Raw genomic sequence first — 14,923 nt, forward strand, 5'->3', positions numbered from 1 at the left:
CAGGCTAGGGCTGGTGAATATTTGTTCACCAGCCTTTTTGCGCTGTAGACTGAGAGCATTTCACACCGTTTACGACTCTCGGTGCACCAGCAATCCGGACCGTTTCCATTCGTCCGGGTCAACACAAAACGGTGTTGAGACAGAGCTGTCCCGCGGGACAGAGTGGGTCACTTATCAGCGAGCTGAGGAACCCTATGGTTTACTCTTATACCGAAAAAAAACGCATTCGTAAGGACTTCGGTAAGCGAGACCAGGTACTGGACACGCCTTATCTGTTGTCCATCCAGCTGGACTCCTTCAAGCAGTTCATCGAGGCCGACCCGGAAGGTGAATATGGCCTAGAGGCCGCTTTCCGAAGCGTTTTCCCGATCACCAGTTACTCCGGTAGTGCTGAGCTTCAATACGTCAGCTATCGCCTGGGTGAGCCGGTATTTGACGTAAAAGAATGCCAGATCCGTGGAGTGACCTACTCCGCGCCGCTGCGTGTCAAGCTTCGTATGGTTCTATACGACCGAGAAGCAGCTGCCGGCACCGTCAAAGACATCAAGGAACAAGAAGTGTACATGGGCGAAATTCCGCTCATGACCGAGAACGGCACCTTTGTTATCAACGGTACCGAACGGGTAATCGTCTCCCAGCTGCACCGCAGCCCGGGCGTCTTCTTCGACCACGATAAAGGCAAAACTCATTCATCCGGTAAGGTACTGTATAACGCCCGCGTTATTCCCTACCGTGGTTCCTGGCTGGACTTCGAGTTCGATGCAAAAGACAACCTGTTTGTCCGTATCGACCGTCGTCGTAAATTGCCAGCATCCATTATGTTGCGCGCCCTGGATTTCACTTCCGAACAGATCCTGGCCACCTTCTTCGAGACCATCGGTTTTGAAGTAAAAGATGGCAAGTTGATGATGGATTTGGTGCCTGAGCGTTTGCGTGGCGAAACAGCGACCTTTGACATCGTGGCCAATGGCGCCGTGGTGGTTGAGACCGGTCGTCGTGTCACTGCGCGTCACATTCGTCAGTTGGAAAAAGATGCCGTTACCCAGATTGAGGTACCGGTTGAGTATGTTGTTGGCAAAGTTGCAGCCAAGGACTACGCACATCCGCAAACTGGTGATGTGGTCGCGACCGCCAACCAGGCATTGAGCCTGGAAGCGATTGCTAACCTTTCCCAAGCCGGCTTCAAGCACTTCGAGGTTCTGTTCACCAACGAACTGGATCACGGTGCTTATATCTCCGAGACCCTGCGTGTCGACTCCAGCTCCAACCGTTTGGAAGCGCTGGTCGAAATCTATCGCATGATGCGTCCAGGTGAGCCGCCGACCCGTGAAGCAGCAGAACAGTTGTTCGAAAACCTGTTCTTCTCTCCTGAGCGTTACGACCTGTCTACCGTAGGTCGGATGAAGTTCAACCGCCGTCTGGGTCGTGAAGTCGAGACTGGTGTTGGCGTACTGACCAAAGACGACATCGTCGAAGTCATGAAGCGTCTGATCGACATCCGTAACGGCAACGACGAAGTGGACGATATCGACCACTTGGGTAACCGTCGTATCCGTTCTGTCGGTGAAATGGCTGAAAACCAGTTCCGTGTCGGTTTGGTGCGTGTTGAGCGTGCGGTCAAGGAGCGTCTCTCCTTGGGCGACCTGGACACCCTGATGCCGCAGGATCTGATCAACGCCAAGCCGATCTCCGCCGCAGTCAAAGAGTTCTTTGGTTCCAGCCAGCTGTCTCAGTTTATGGACCAGAACAACCCGCTCTCCGAAGTGACCCACAAGCGCCGTATTTCTGCGCTGGGCCCGGGCGGTTTGACTCGTGAGCGTGCCGGCTTTGAAGTCCGAGACGTACACCCGACCCACTACGGTCGTCTGTGCCCTATCGAGACTCCTGAAGGCCCGAACATCGGTCTGATCAACTCTCTGTCCGTGTACTCTCGTACCAACGAGTATGGTTTCCTCGAGACGCCGTACCGTAAGGTCATTGACGGTGTGATCACCGACGAAGTGGACTACCTGTCTGCTATTGAAGAAGGCAAGTACGTGATCGCACAGGCTAACGCCGCGACCACCGAAGATGGCCGTCTGAAAGATGAATTGATCCCGTGCCGTCACAAAGGTGAATCCACCTTTATGAACGCCGACCAGATCCAGTATATGGACGTGAGCCCGCAGCAGATCGTATCTGTGGCAGCAGCTCTGATCCCGTTCCTGGAACACGATGACGCCAACCGCGCATTGATGGGTTCAAACATGCAACGTCAGGCTGTACCGACTCTGCGTGCTGACAAGCCGCTGGTAGGTACTGGTATGGAACGCGCTGTGGCTGTTGACTCCGGGGTAACCGTAGTAGCCAAGCGTGGCGGCGTAATCGACTATGTCGATGCCTCCCGTATCGTCCTGAAGGTTAATGAAGATGAGCTGATGCCTGGCGAAGCCGGTATCGACATCTACAGCTTGACCAAATATACCCGTTCTAACCAGAACACCTGTATCAACCAGCGTCCTTGCGTGATGTTGGGTGAGCCGGTGATGGCTGGTGACGTGCTGGCTGACGGCCCGTCCACCGACTTGGGTGAACTGGCACTGGGCCAGAACATGCGCGTCGCGTTCATGCCGTGGAACGGTTACAACTTCGAAGACTCGATCCTGGTGAATGAGCGTGTTGTTCAGGAAGATCGCCTGACCACCATCCATATCCAGGAGCTGGCTTGTATCTCCCGTGACACCAAGCTGGGTCCGGAAGAGATCACTGCTGACATCCCGAACGTGGGTGAAGCCGCTCTGTCCAAGCTGGACGAGTCCGGTATCGTCTACGTGGGTGCCGAAGTGAAGGGCGGCGACATTCTGGTTGGTAAGGTTACACCGAAAGGTGAAACCCAGCTGACGCCGGAAGAGAAGCTGCTGCGCGCCATCTTCGGTGAGAAGGCCTCCGATGTGAAGGACTCCTCCCTGCGTGTGCCGAACGGTGTGTACGGTACCGTGGTTGACGTGCAAGTCTTTACCCGCGATGGCGTGGAAAAAGACAAGCGCGCCAAAGAAATCGAAGAGATGCAGCTGAAGGAAGCGAAGAAGGACTTGACCGAAGAGTTCAAGATCCTGGAAGACGGCATTTTCGGCCGCTCCCGCAACCTGCTGCTGGCCGCCGGTTACAGCGAAGATCGTCTGAACAAGCTCGATCGTTCCAAGTGGTTTGAACTGGCCATCGAAGATGAAGGCAAGCAGACCGAACTGGAACAGATCGCTGAACAGCACATCGAGCTGAAAGCTGATTTCGACAAGAAGTTCGAGAACAAGCGTCGCAAGATTATCCAGGGTGATGATCTGGCGCCGGGCGTACTGAAAATCGTCAAGGTTTATCTGGCAGTCAAGCGTCGCATCCAGCCGGGTGACAAGATGGCAGGCCGTCACGGTAACAAGGGTGTTATCTCCAAGATCTGCCCGGTCGAGGATATGCCCCATGACGAGTTTGGCCGTCCGGTAGACATCGTACTGAACCCGCTGGGTGTACCATCCCGTATGAACATCGGTCAGATCCTCGAAGTGCACCTGGGCCTTGCGGCCAAGGGTATCGGCGAGAAGATTGACCGAATGATCAAAGAGCAGCGTGAGCTGCACGAGATGCGTAACTTCCTGCAGCAGGTCTATGACCTGGGCGAGAAGGACACCAAGCAAGTCGATATCGCTGAACTGTCTGATCACGACGTACGTGTGTTGATGGGTAACCTGCGTAATGGTCTGCCAGTTGCTACACCGGTGTTTGATGGTGCCAAAGAGCGCGAAATCAAAGCACTGCTGAAGCTGGCTGATCTGCCGGAATCCGGTCAGATTGACCTGTTCGATGGCCGTACTGGTAACCGCTTCGAGCGTAAAGTAACCGTTGGTTACATGTACATGCTCAAGTTGAACCACTTGGTTGACGACAAGATGCACGCGCGTTCTACCGGTTCTTACAGCCTGGTTACCCAGCAGCCGCTGGGTGGTAAGGCACAGTTCGGTGGTCAGCGTTTCGGTGAGATGGAAGTGTGGGCCCTGGAGGCTTACGGTGCGGCATATACCCTGCAGGAAATGCTGACCGTCAAGTCTGACGATGTGAATGGCCGTACCAAGATGTATAAGAACATCGTGGATGGCGACCACCGTATGGAGCCGGGCATGCCCGAATCTTTCAACGTATTGTTGAAGGAAATCCGCTCTCTGGGTATCAACATCGAGCTGGACGAAGAGTAAGAGCTCGCTCTTATTGTTCGAGAATTGACGTGGGCGCCCCGCTGCTTTGGCAGTAGGGGCGCCGAGGTTAGACTCCTGACAGGGGAAACACGTGAAAGACTTACTCAAGTTTTTGAAGGCTCAGACCAAGACCGAAGAGTTTGACAGTATCAAGATCGGTCTGGCCTCTCCTGACATGATCCGCTCCTGGTCATTCGGTGAGGTCAAAAAGCCTGAGACCATCAACTACCGGACTTTTAAGCCGGAACGTGATGGTCTGTTCTGTGCCCGTATCTTCGGACCGGTGAAGGACTACGAGTGTCTGTGCGGCAAGTACAAGCGCCTGAAACACCGTGGTGTGATCTGTGAGAAGTGCGGCGTTGAAGTGACTCAGACCAAGGTCCGTCGCGAGCGTATGGGCCATATCGAGCTGGCCAGCCCGACTGCCCACATCTGGTTCCTGAAGTCGCTGCCATCCCGTATCGGCCTGCTGCTGGACATGACCCTGCGCGACATCGAACGCGTGCTCTACTTCGAATCTTTCGTCGTAATCGAGCCGGGCATGACCAACCTCGAACGCAGCCAGATGCTCTCTGAAGAGCAGTACCTGGATGCGCTGGAAGAGTGGGGCGACGAATTTGACGCCAAGATGGGTGCCGAAGCAATCCTGGCATTGCTGCGCGCCATCGATCTGGAAGGTGAAGTCAAGACTATGCGTGAGGAGCTGGATCAGACCAACTCCGAGACCAAGCGCAAGAAGACCACCAAGCGTCTGAAGTTGATGGAAGCATTCCTGCAGTCCGGCAACAAGCCGGAGTGGATGATCATGACAGTGCTGCCTGTGCTGCCGCCGGACCTGCGTCCGCTGGTACCGCTGGACGGCGGCCGTTTCGCGACTTCCGATCTGAACGATCTGTACCGTCGCGTGATCAACCGTAACAACCGCTTGAAGCGTCTGCTGGACCTGGCTGCTCCGGACATCATCGTGCGCAACGAAAAGCGTATGCTGCAAGAGTCCGTCGATGCGCTGCTGGATAACGGCCGTCGTGGTCGTGCCATCACCGGTTCCAACAAGCGTCCGCTGAAATCCTTGGCCGATATGATCAAGGGTAAGCAAGGTCGTTTCCGTCAAAACCTGCTGGGTAAGCGCGTCGACTACTCTGGTCGTTCCGTTATCACCGTAGGTCCGACTCTGCGTCTGCATCAGTGCGGTCTGCCGAAGAAGATGGCGCTGGAACTGTTCAAGCCGTTCATCTATGGCAAGCTGGAAACTCGCGGTCTGGCGACCACGATCAAGGCTGCCAAGAAGATGGTTGAGCGCGAAGAAGCTGTCGTTTGGGATATCCTGGACGAAGTGATCCGCGAGCACCCGGTCCTGCTGAACCGTGCACCAACCCTGCACCGTCTGGGTATCCAGGCATTCGAACCGACCCTGATCGAAGGTAAAGCGATCCAGCTGCATCCGCTGGTTTGTGCCGCCTATAACGCGGACTTCGACGGTGACCAGATGGCGGTCCACGTACCGCTGACGATCGAAGCTCAGCTCGAAGCGCGTGCGCTGATGATGTCTACCAACAACATCCTGTCGCCTGCCTCCGGTGAGCCGATCATCGTTCCTTCTCAGGACGTGGTCTTGGGTCTGTACTACATGACCCGTGCCCGTATCAACGCCAAGGGCGAAGGTATGGTGCTGGCCGGCCCGAAAGAAGCCGAGAAAGTATATCGCGCCGGTCTGGCCGATCTGCACGCTCGCGTCAAAGTGCGTATCACCGAATATCTCCGTCAGGAAGATGATTCACTGGTTGAGCGTACCGAGATGAAGAACACCACCGTTGGTCGTGCGATCCTGAGCCTGATCCTGCCAAAAGGCATGGAATACGCGCTGATCGACGAGCCGAAGGTGCTGACCGCAGCTGAGCAGGCTGATCTCGATGCCAATCCGCAGAACTGGATCAAATCTGTATCCAACAAGGCGCTGGGCAAAAAGCTCATCTCCCGTCTGCTGAACACCTGCTATCGCAAGCAGGGGCTGAAGGACACCGTCATCTTCGCTGACCAGCTGATGTATACCGGTTTCCATTATGCAGCGCTTTCTGGTGCTTCTGTTGGTATCGATGACATGGTCATCCCGGATGCCAAGAAAGACATCATTGCCGCTGCCGAAGCTGAAGTTGCCGAGATCCAGGACCAGTTCCTGTCTGGTCTGGTGACCGCTGGCGAACGCTACAACAAGGTTATCGATATCTGGGCCAGCGCCAACGAGCGCGTCTCCAAGGCCATGATGGAGAACTTGTCCAAAGAGCGTGATGTTAACTCGCTGGGTGAAGAAGAAGAGCAGGCATCGTTCAACAGCATCTTTATGATGGCCGACTCTGGTGCGCGTGGTTCCGCCGCCCAGATCCGTCAGCTGGCCGGTATGCGTGGCCTGATGGCCAAGCCGGATGGCTCCATCATCGAGACGCCAATCGTCGCGAACTTCCGCGAAGGTCTGAACGTACTGCAGTACTTTATCTCCACTCACGGTGCTCGTAAGGGTCTGGCGGATACCGCACTGAAGACCGCGAACTCCGGTTATCTGACCCGTCGTCTGGTTGACGTGGCACAGGACATGGTGATCACCGAGGACGATTGCGGCACCGTTGAAGGTCTGTGGATGACTCCGCTGATCGAAGGTGGCGACGTAGTCGAGCCGCTGCGTGAGCGCGTGCTGGGCCGTGTGCTTGCCGACGACGTGATCAAGCCGGGTACTGAAGATGAAGTACTGGTAGCGCGCAATACTCTGCTCGATGAGCAGCTGTGTGATCTGCTGGAACAGAACTCTGTTGACCGTGTGAAGGTGCGTTCTGCCATCACCTGTGAAACTGACTTCGGTAACTGTGCTCGCTGCTACGGCCGCGATCTGGCCCGTGGTCACCTGGTAAACAAAGGTGAGGCAGTCGGTGTTATCGCCGCTCAGTCCATCGGTGAGCCGGGTACCCAGCTGACGATGCGTACGTTCCACATCGGTGGTGCTGCATCCCGAGCTGCTGCCGAGAACAGCATTCAGGTCAAGAACACCGGTAGCATCAAGCTGCAGAACGCCAAGTTCGTTCTCAACAGCGATGACAAGCTGGTTATCACCTCTCGTTCTACCGAACTGACCATCATGGATGACATGGGCCGTACCAAGGAAAGCCACAAGCTGCCTTACGGTTCCGTGCTGGAAGTGAAGGACAACCAGGCTGTGAACGCTGGCGAGACCGTTGCCAACTGGGATCCGCACACCCACCCGATCATCACCGAAGTAGCAGGTCGTCTGCAGTTCGAACACATGATCGATGGCGTGACCATCACTCGTCAGACCGACGAGCTGACCGGTCTCTCTTCTATCGTCGTACTGGATGTCAACGAGCGTCCGAGTGCCGGTAAAGAGATGCGTCCGACCGTTAAACTGGTCGACCTGAACGGCAAAGATGTGATGATTCCGGGTACCGATGTAGCCGCCCAGTACTTCTTGCCGGGCAAGGCGATCGTTAACCTGGAAGATGGTGCCAACGTGGGTGTGGGTGACGCGGTAGCGCGTATCCCGCAAGAATCCAGTGGTACCAAGGACATCACCGGTGGTCTGCCGCGCGTTGCGGATCTGTTCGAAGCACGTATTCCGAAGGAACCGGCTATTCTGGCCGAGGTCTCCGGTACCATCTCCTTCGGGAAAGAGACCAAGGGCAAGCGCCGTCTGGTCATCACCCCGACTGATGGTGGCAGCGTCTACGAGGAGATGATTCCGAAGTGGCGTAACCTGAACGTGTTCGAAGGTGAAAAAGTTGAGAAGGGTGAAGTGCTGGCGGACGGTCCTGAGTCTGCTCACGATATCCTGCGTCTGCGCGGTATCAGCCCGGTCGCCAACTACATCGCCAACGAAGTGCAGGACGTTTACCGTCTGCAAGGCGTTAAGATCAACGACAAGCACATCGAAGTCATCGTTCGTCAGATGCTGCGTAAGTGCGAAATCTTGAGCGCTGGTGATACCGACCTGATCGAAGGTGAGCAAGTTGAAGTTGCTCGTGTGAAGATTGCCAACCGTAAACTGGTTGCCGAGGGCAAGGCCCCCGCTACCTTCCGTCATATCCTGATGGGTATTACCAAGGCATCTCTGAGCACCGAGTCCTTCATCTCTGCGGCTTCCTTCCAGGAAACCACCCGTGTTCTGACCGAAGCTGCCGTTGGTGGCAAGCGTGATGAACTGCGTGGCCTGAAAGAGAACGTCATCGTGGGTCGTTTGATCCCGGCTGGTACCGGCTTTGCCTACCACCATAGCCGGATCAACCAGCGTGCCGCCGCAGCGCGTGCTGTTGGTACCCCGCAGGTGACTGCCGATGAAGCTCAACAGAACCTGGCGGATCTGCTGAACGCAGCCGGTAGCTTCGACGAAGAGTAAATCGTCATCCGCGATTTAAAGAGCGCCTCCTGGGGCGTCTCTTATACAAAAATCCCCAAGCATCGCTTGGGGATTTTTTTTGCTCGCGTTTCGTCTTCCATGCCCCGAGAGTCATCCTGACAGGTGATGGTGCAACATACCTTGATGCAGTTTGCCCAATTGACTGTTTGCACAATAGAACTCTTCTGCGGCGGGCCAATTCCTCGGCAAAGGCAGGCACTGCGCGGTTTACAAGATGATCCAGAGCAAAGTTGTAGAGTAAAAAATCAAAAAAAGTTGACTTTACTGCCCCGCAATTTAAAACTCGGGCAAGTTGAATGGTTATTACAGGGGTAGAACATGACTGTCGGTATCGAGGAAACGATGTTTCCCGAAGAACAGCTGATCAGCCGCACTTTTACAGATGAAGACAGGGAATTGTTGCGCTCATACGATGGGCTCATCGATGGCTTGGCCGAATTGTTCGGCAAGCATTGTGAAGTGGTCCTCCACTCCCTGGAAAATCTGCATGAGTCGGTGATCAAGATCGCCAACGGATTTAATACCGGACGCACCCTGGGGGCGCCCATTACCGATCTGGCATTGCGGATGCTCAAGGATATCGAGAGCACGGGCCAGGATTATACCCAGAGTTATTTTGCCCGTAGCCGCACTGGCGCCTTGATGAAGTCGAGCACTATCTCTATCAGAAACAGTGAGCGGCAGGTAATCGGTCTGATCTGCATCAACCTGCACATCAATGCACCTTTCCATGAATTTGTGGCCGAATTTTTTCCGACGCCCCAGCAGGCGGCGCGCCAGTCACCAGAGACCTTTGCCAACAGCGTAGAAGAGCTGGTTGCCCAGACGGTGGATAACACCATCGACGAGATCAACCGCGATCCCACGGTGGCTAACAATGCCAAGAACCGTTTCATTGTGACCCAACTGTTCGAGAAGGGAATTTTCGACATCAAGGATTCGATCAATCTGGTGGCGGATAAACTCAATATTTCAAAACATACCGTTTATCTTTACATCCGACAGCGCAAGCAGGGTGAAGACGAGAACGAGTAACTTATTCCAGAAGGGGATAGATGAATGGCTAAAGAAGTGATTGCAACCGACAAGGCGCCTGCTGCGATTGGTCCCTATGTTCAGGCTACCAAGGTTGGCGAGATGATCTTCACCTCCGGGCAGATCCCGCTCGATCCTGCCACCATGGAGATCGTCGCTGGCGGTATCGAAGAGCAAGCCGAACGGGTAATGAAGAATCTGGTTGCCGTGTTGCACGCTGCCGGTGCCGATGCCAGCAAGGTGGTTAAAACCACCTGCTTCCTGAGCGACATGAACAACTTCGTTGCCTTCAATCAGGTCTATGCCCGTTACTTTGGCGATGCGGCACCAGCCCGCTCTTGTGTTGAGGTAGCCCGCCTGCCGAAAGATGTGCTGGTCGAGGTCGAGGCCATCGCCCATCTCTGATTAACGCATCGAATAAAGCCCCTCCTGGCAGGGGCTTTTTTATTTTTGGCGTAAAATTGACTGGGTCAGTACAGGAGCCCTGCTATGAGTTTGAGTTTTGCCATCCTGGTAACGGGGCCTGCCTATGGCACCCAGTCGGCCAGTACGGCCTATCGCTTTGCCCGCACGCTGTTGGCGCAAGGGCATACCTTGTCTCACCTGTTCTTCTATCAGGATGGCGTCCATAACGGTAACGGCTTGCATCAGCCCGCGTCCGATGAGACCGACCTGGTGCGTCTGTGGCGAGAGCTGGCAGAAGAGCAGGGGATCCGTATCGACGTCTGTGTCGCCGCCGCCATGCGGCGCGGTGTGATCGATGAGCAGGAGGCCAAGGGGGCAGGGCAGGCGCACTTCAATCTGCAAGCGCCATTTTGCCTGAGTGGTCTGGGCCAGTTGGCCGAGGCGGCGCTCACCGCCGATCGGTTGGTTCAGTTCTAGGGGATAGCCATGAGCAAGAAAATTGCCTTTATCTGCAGTCGTGGTCCGCACGGCTATGCCGCCGGCCGGGAAGGGCTGGATGCCCTGTTGGCCACTTCGGCCATGACTGATTCGCTGGCGCTGTTCCTGATTGGGGATGGCGTGCTGCAACTGCTCAAAGAGCAGCAACCGGCCACCATTTTGCAGCGCCACTACGCTCCCACCTTCAAAATGCTGGAACTCTACGATATCGAAGAGGTCTATGTTTGTGCTGACTCGTTGGCAGAGCGTGGTGTGACCGTGGATGATCTGCTGATCCCCGTCGACAGTTTACCGCGCCATGAATTGGCTCGGCGCTGGGCGCAATGTTCGACTCACATCAGTTTTTGAGGTCTCCATGTTGCATCTGATATCGAATTCTCCCTTCCAAAGTCAGGCACTGGCGGAGGCGCTCTCCTATCTTCAGCCGGAAGATGAGTTGGTGCTGATGCAGGATGCGGTGATTGCTGCCGTGGCCCCCAAGTGGTGTGAACGACTGGCGGGCATTCCGCTTTATGTGATGCAAGATGACCTGCAGGCCCGTGGTCTGCACCATGGCGTCGGCATTGCGCTGGATATGGCGGGTCTGGTGGCGCTGATCGCGAAAAATGGCTCGCCTCGCACCTGGGGCGGGTGATCATATGGTTTTCATTAAAATTCAGTATGTTAGCCTTGCCGTGATCGGATCCAGATTGTCCTTTTGTGACGCAAATTGTATAAATCTTGACTCCCCAGACAACAGGGCATAAAATTTCGCGTCCCCGTATCTGCGGGGAGGATTTTCCACACGTTTATGAAGTCATTATCAGGAGCCTCTTGATGGCAACTATTAACCAGTTGGTTCGCAAGCCACGCATCAAGCTCGTTGTTAAGAGCAACGTGCCGGCGCTGGAAGCGTGCCCTCAGAAGCGTGGCGTATGCACCCGTGTATATACCACCACCCCGAAGAAGCCTAACTCTGCACTGCGTAAAGTGTGCCGTGTACGTCTGACCAACGGCTTCGAAGTCACCTCCTACATCGGTGGTGAAGGTCACAACCTGCAAGAGCACTCTGTTGTTCTGATCCGTGGCGGTCGTGTAAAAGACTTGCCAGGTGTTCGTTATCACACCGTTCGTGGTGCGTTGGACTGTGCCGGTGTTAAAGACCGTAAGCAGGCTCGCTCCAAGTATGGCGTGAAGCGTCCGAAAGCTTAATGGTTCTCCGTTAAGTAAGGCCAAACGTTAATTCGTTTCTAGTTAGATAACTTTCTAGTTTTGGGTAATCCCTGAAGTTACGGAGAATTTGAAATGCCAAGACGTCGTGTTGTTGGTCAGCGTAAAATCCTGCCAGATCCCAAGTTCGGATCAGAGCTGCTGGCTAAATTCGTCAACGTAGTAATGGTTGACGGTAAGAAATCTGTTTCCGAAGCCATCGTATATGGCGCCCTGGATATCATTGCCACCAAGAGCGGCAAAGATCACCTGGCCGTCTTCGAAGAAGCTCTGGATAACATTCGTCCGTCCGTCGAGGTTAAATCTCGTCGTGTCGGTGGTGCAACCTATCAGGTACCGGTAGAAGTTCGTCCGGTCCGTCGCAATGCCCTGGCAATGCGCTGGTTGGTTGACGCCGCTCGTAAACGTGGTGAAAAATCAATGGCTCAGCGTTTGGCTGGCGAGCTGCTGGATGCCTCTGATAACAAGGGTTCGTCTGTCAAGAAACGTGAAGACGTTCACCGTATGGCTGAAGCGAACAAAGCCTTCGCTCACTTCCGCTGGTAATCCGCTTACGCAGAGCCTCTTGGCTCTGCGTGCCTTTCATTACCTAGGGCGAAGCGCCTTAGTAAGAGGATGACAATGGCTCGTACAACTCCTATTGAGCGTTATCGTAACATCGGTATCTCCGCTCACATTGACGCCGGTAAAACTACTACTACCGAACGCGTTCTGTTTTACACCGGTGTAAGTCACAAAATCGGTGAAGTTCACGATGGCGCAGCCACCATGGACTGGATGGAACAGGAACAGGAGCGTGGTATTACCATCACCTCCGCCGCGACCACCGCATTCTGGTCCGGTATGGGTAAACAGTATCAACCGCACCGTATCAACATCATCGACACCCCGGGCCACGTTGACTTTACTATCGAAGTAGAGCGTTCAATGCGTGTTCTGGACGGTGCCGTAATGGTGTACTGTGCCGTAGGTGGCGTACAGCCACAGTCTGAAACCGTATGGCGTCAGGCTAACAAGTACAAAGTTCCCCGTATCGCGTTCGTCAACAAGATGGACCGTACCGGTGCTAACTATTTGCGCTGCGTTGAGCACATCAAGACCCGTCTGAAAGGCGTTCCGGTTCCCCTGCAACTGAACATCGGTGCAGAAGAGAACTTCAAGGGCGTTGTTGACCTGGTCAAGATGAAAGCCATCAACTGGAGCGAAGCTGATCAGGGCGTATCCTTCGATTACGAAGAGATCCCGGCTGAACTGCTGGAGCAGGCGCAAGAAATGCGCATGAATCTGGTTGAAGCAGCTGCTGAAGCATCTGAAGACTTGATGGAAAAGTACCTCGGCGGTGAAGAACTGACCGAAGAAGAAATCAAGAAAGCTCTTCGTTTGCGCGTTCTGAACAACGAGATCATCCTGGTTACCTGTGGCTCTGCGTTCAAGAACAAAGGCGTTCAGGCTATGCTGGATGCCGTAGTTGACTATCTGCCGGCACCGACCGACGTAGCAGCTATCGACGGCCTGAAGATGGACGGCGAGACCAAAGACGAGCGTCATGCTTCTGATGACGAGCCGTTCTCTGCTCTGGCGTTCAAAATTGCTACCGACCCGTTCGTTGGTAACCTGACCTTCTTCCGCGTCTACTCCGGTGTTGTTAACTCCGGTGACACCGTGCTGAACTCCGTTAAGGACAAGCGCGAGCGTTTTGGCCGTATCGTTCAGATGCACGCCAACAAGCGTGAAGAGATCAAAGAAGTACGCGCTGGCGACATCGCTGCTGCTATCGGTCTGAAAGATGTGACCACCGGTGATACCCTGTGTGATGAAAAATCACCGATCATCCTCGAGCGTATGGAATTCCCGGAGCCGGTAATTTCTATCGCGGTTGAGCCGAAAACCAAGGCTGACCAAGAGAAGATGGGTCTGGCACTGGGCCGTCTGGCGCAAGAAGATCCGTCTTTCCGTGTATGGACTGACGAAGAATCTGGCCAAACCATCATCGCCGGTATGGGCGAGCTGCACCTGGACATCATCGTTGACCGTATGCGTCGCGAGTTCAAGGTTGAAGCTAACGTTGGTAAGCCGCAGGTTGCCTACCGTGAAACCATTCGTGAAACCGTCAAGGATATCGAAGGTAAGCACGCCAAGCAGTCTGGTGGTCGCGGTCAGTACGGTCACGTAGTGATCGACATGTACCCGCTGGAAGCCGGTAAAGCCTACGAGTTCGTTAACGACATCAAAGGCGGCGTGATCCCAGGCGAATACATCCCGGGTGTTGATAAGGGTCTGCGTGAGCAGCTCAAATCTGGTCCGCTGGCTGGCTATCCGGTTATGGATGTCGGTGTTCGTCTGCACTACGGTTCTTACCACGATGTCGACTCTTCCGAGCTGGCGTTCAAGATCGCTGCATCTCTGGCATTTAAAGCTGGCTACATGAAAGCCAAGCCAGTGCTGCTTGAGCCGGTTATGCAGGTTGAAGTCGAGACTCCGGAAGATTACATGGGCGACGTTATCGGTGACCTGAACCGTCGTCGTGGCCTGATCGAAGGTATGGAAGATGGCCCGTCCGGCAAGATCGTACGTGCTCTGGTGCCGCTGGCCGAAATGTTCGGTTATGCAACTGCACTGCGTTCCGCTACCCAAGGTCGTGCTTCCTACGCAATGGAATTCGCTAAGTACTCTGATGCCCCGACTAACGTGGCTCAAGCAGTAATCGAAGAGCGCAAATCCAAGTAATTTATGATTCCCCGCTTACGACGGTAGGCGGGTTTAACCTAGAAGGACTACGTCGTGTCTAAAGAAAAATTTGAGCGTAACAAACCGCACGTAAACGTGGGCACCATCGGCCACGTTGACCACGGTAAAACCACCCTGACTGCAGCTATCACCAGTGTGCTGGCCAAGCACTACGGTGGTAAAGCTTTCGCCTTCGACCAGATCGACAAGGCACCGGAAGAGCGTGAGCGTGGTATCACCATCAACACCTCCCACGTAGAATACGACACCCCGATCCGCCACTACGCACACGTAGATTGCCCGGGCCACGCCGACTACGTTAAGAACATGATCACCGGTGCTGCCCAGATGGACGGCGCAATTCTGGTAGTAGCAGCGACTGACGGCCCGATGCCGCAGACTCGTGAGC

General features: G+C 54.8%; 11 protein-coding genes (1 of these 11 cut by a window edge). All 11 read left to right on the forward strand.

Annotated elements, in window-relative coordinates:
* Positions 1-194 precede the first annotated feature (194 nt).
* On the forward strand, positions 195-4,223 hold the full coding sequence (gene rpoB / locus ACY8FN_RS04950) for a DNA-directed RNA polymerase subunit beta (protein WP_082186738.1): 4,029 nt from the start codon (positions 195-197) through the stop codon (positions 4,221-4,223).
* Positions 4,224-4,314: 91 nt separating this feature from the next.
* Positions 4,315-8,619, forward strand: a complete 4,305-nt coding sequence (gene rpoC, locus ACY8FN_RS04955) for a DNA-directed RNA polymerase subunit beta' (RefSeq protein WP_042019312.1) — start codon at positions 4,315-4,317, stop codon at positions 8,617-8,619.
* Positions 8,620-8,958: 339 nt separating this feature from the next.
* Positions 8,959-9,675, forward strand: a complete 717-nt coding sequence (locus ACY8FN_RS04960; RefSeq protein ID WP_042019310.1) for a helix-turn-helix transcriptional regulator — start codon at positions 8,959-8,961, stop codon at positions 9,673-9,675.
* Positions 9,676-9,699: 24 nt separating this feature from the next.
* Positions 9,700-10,080: a RidA family protein gene (locus ACY8FN_RS04965; RefSeq protein WP_005339904.1), complete on the forward strand. Its 381-nt coding sequence runs from the start codon at positions 9,700-9,702 to the stop codon at positions 10,078-10,080.
* An 84-nt stretch (positions 10,081-10,164) separates the two neighbouring features.
* Entirely contained in the window at positions 10,165-10,557 is a 393-nt protein-coding gene (tusD, locus tag ACY8FN_RS04970) for a sulfurtransferase complex subunit TusD (protein WP_463099383.1), read from the forward strand.
* A gap of 9 nt (positions 10,558-10,566) precedes the next feature.
* On the forward strand, positions 10,567-10,926 hold the full coding sequence (gene tusC, locus ACY8FN_RS04975; protein WP_101326390.1) for a sulfurtransferase complex subunit TusC: 360 nt from the start codon (positions 10,567-10,569) through the stop codon (positions 10,924-10,926).
* Between the two features lie 7 nt (positions 10,927-10,933).
* Positions 10,934-11,212, forward strand: coding sequence for a sulfurtransferase complex subunit TusB (tusB, locus tag ACY8FN_RS04980; RefSeq protein WP_463099384.1), 279 nt, complete (start codon positions 10,934-10,936; stop codon positions 11,210-11,212).
* 182 nt (positions 11,213-11,394) lie between these two features.
* Positions 11,395-11,769: a 30S ribosomal protein S12 gene (gene rpsL, locus ACY8FN_RS04985; RefSeq protein WP_005306278.1), complete on the forward strand. Its 375-nt coding sequence runs from the start codon at positions 11,395-11,397 to the stop codon at positions 11,767-11,769.
* A gap of 93 nt (positions 11,770-11,862) precedes the next feature.
* Positions 11,863-12,333: a 30S ribosomal protein S7 gene (gene rpsG, locus ACY8FN_RS04990; protein ID WP_042019301.1), complete on the forward strand. Its 471-nt coding sequence runs from the start codon at positions 11,863-11,865 to the stop codon at positions 12,331-12,333.
* Positions 12,334-12,408: 75 nt separating this feature from the next.
* Complete coding sequence (gene fusA, locus ACY8FN_RS04995) at positions 12,409-14,514, forward strand: elongation factor G (RefSeq protein ID WP_042019299.1); 2,106 nt, start codon at positions 12,409-12,411, stop codon at positions 14,512-14,514.
* A gap of 54 nt (positions 14,515-14,568) precedes the next feature.
* Positions 14,569-14,923 carry the 5' end (the start) of an elongation factor Tu gene (tuf, locus tag ACY8FN_RS05000; protein ID WP_463099385.1) on the forward strand. 830 nt of this gene lie beyond the right edge of the window, so 355 of the gene's 1,185 nt are visible here — the first part of the coding sequence; it begins with the start codon at positions 14,569-14,571; its stop codon lies beyond the right edge, outside the window.

The organism is Aeromonas sp. 160P (assembly GCF_055193095.1).

Excerpts from the sequence above, each read along its gene's own strand:
- rpoB (WP_082186738.1), top strand. The coding sequence starts at position 195 with ATGGTTTACTCTTATACCGAAAAAAAACGCATTCGTAAGGACTTCGGT.
- ACY8FN_RS04960 (WP_042019310.1), top strand. The coding sequence starts at position 8,959 with ATGACTGTCGGTATCGAGGAAACGATGTTTCCCGAAGAACAGCTGATC.
- ACY8FN_RS04965 (WP_005339904.1), top strand. The coding sequence starts at position 9,700 with ATGGCTAAAGAAGTGATTGCAACCGACAAGGCGCCTGCTGCGATTGGT.
- tusD (WP_463099383.1), top strand. The coding sequence starts at position 10,165 with ATGAGTTTGAGTTTTGCCATCCTGGTAACGGGGCCTGCCTATGGCACC.
- tusC (WP_101326390.1), top strand. The coding sequence starts at position 10,567 with ATGAGCAAGAAAATTGCCTTTATCTGCAGTCGTGGTCCGCACGGCTAT.
- tusB (WP_463099384.1), top strand. The coding sequence starts at position 10,934 with ATGTTGCATCTGATATCGAATTCTCCCTTCCAAAGTCAGGCACTGGCG.
- rpsL (WP_005306278.1), top strand. The coding sequence starts at position 11,395 with ATGGCAACTATTAACCAGTTGGTTCGCAAGCCACGCATCAAGCTCGTT.
- rpsG (WP_042019301.1), top strand. The coding sequence starts at position 11,863 with ATGCCAAGACGTCGTGTTGTTGGTCAGCGTAAAATCCTGCCAGATCCC.
- fusA (WP_042019299.1), top strand. The coding sequence starts at position 12,409 with ATGGCTCGTACAACTCCTATTGAGCGTTATCGTAACATCGGTATCTCC.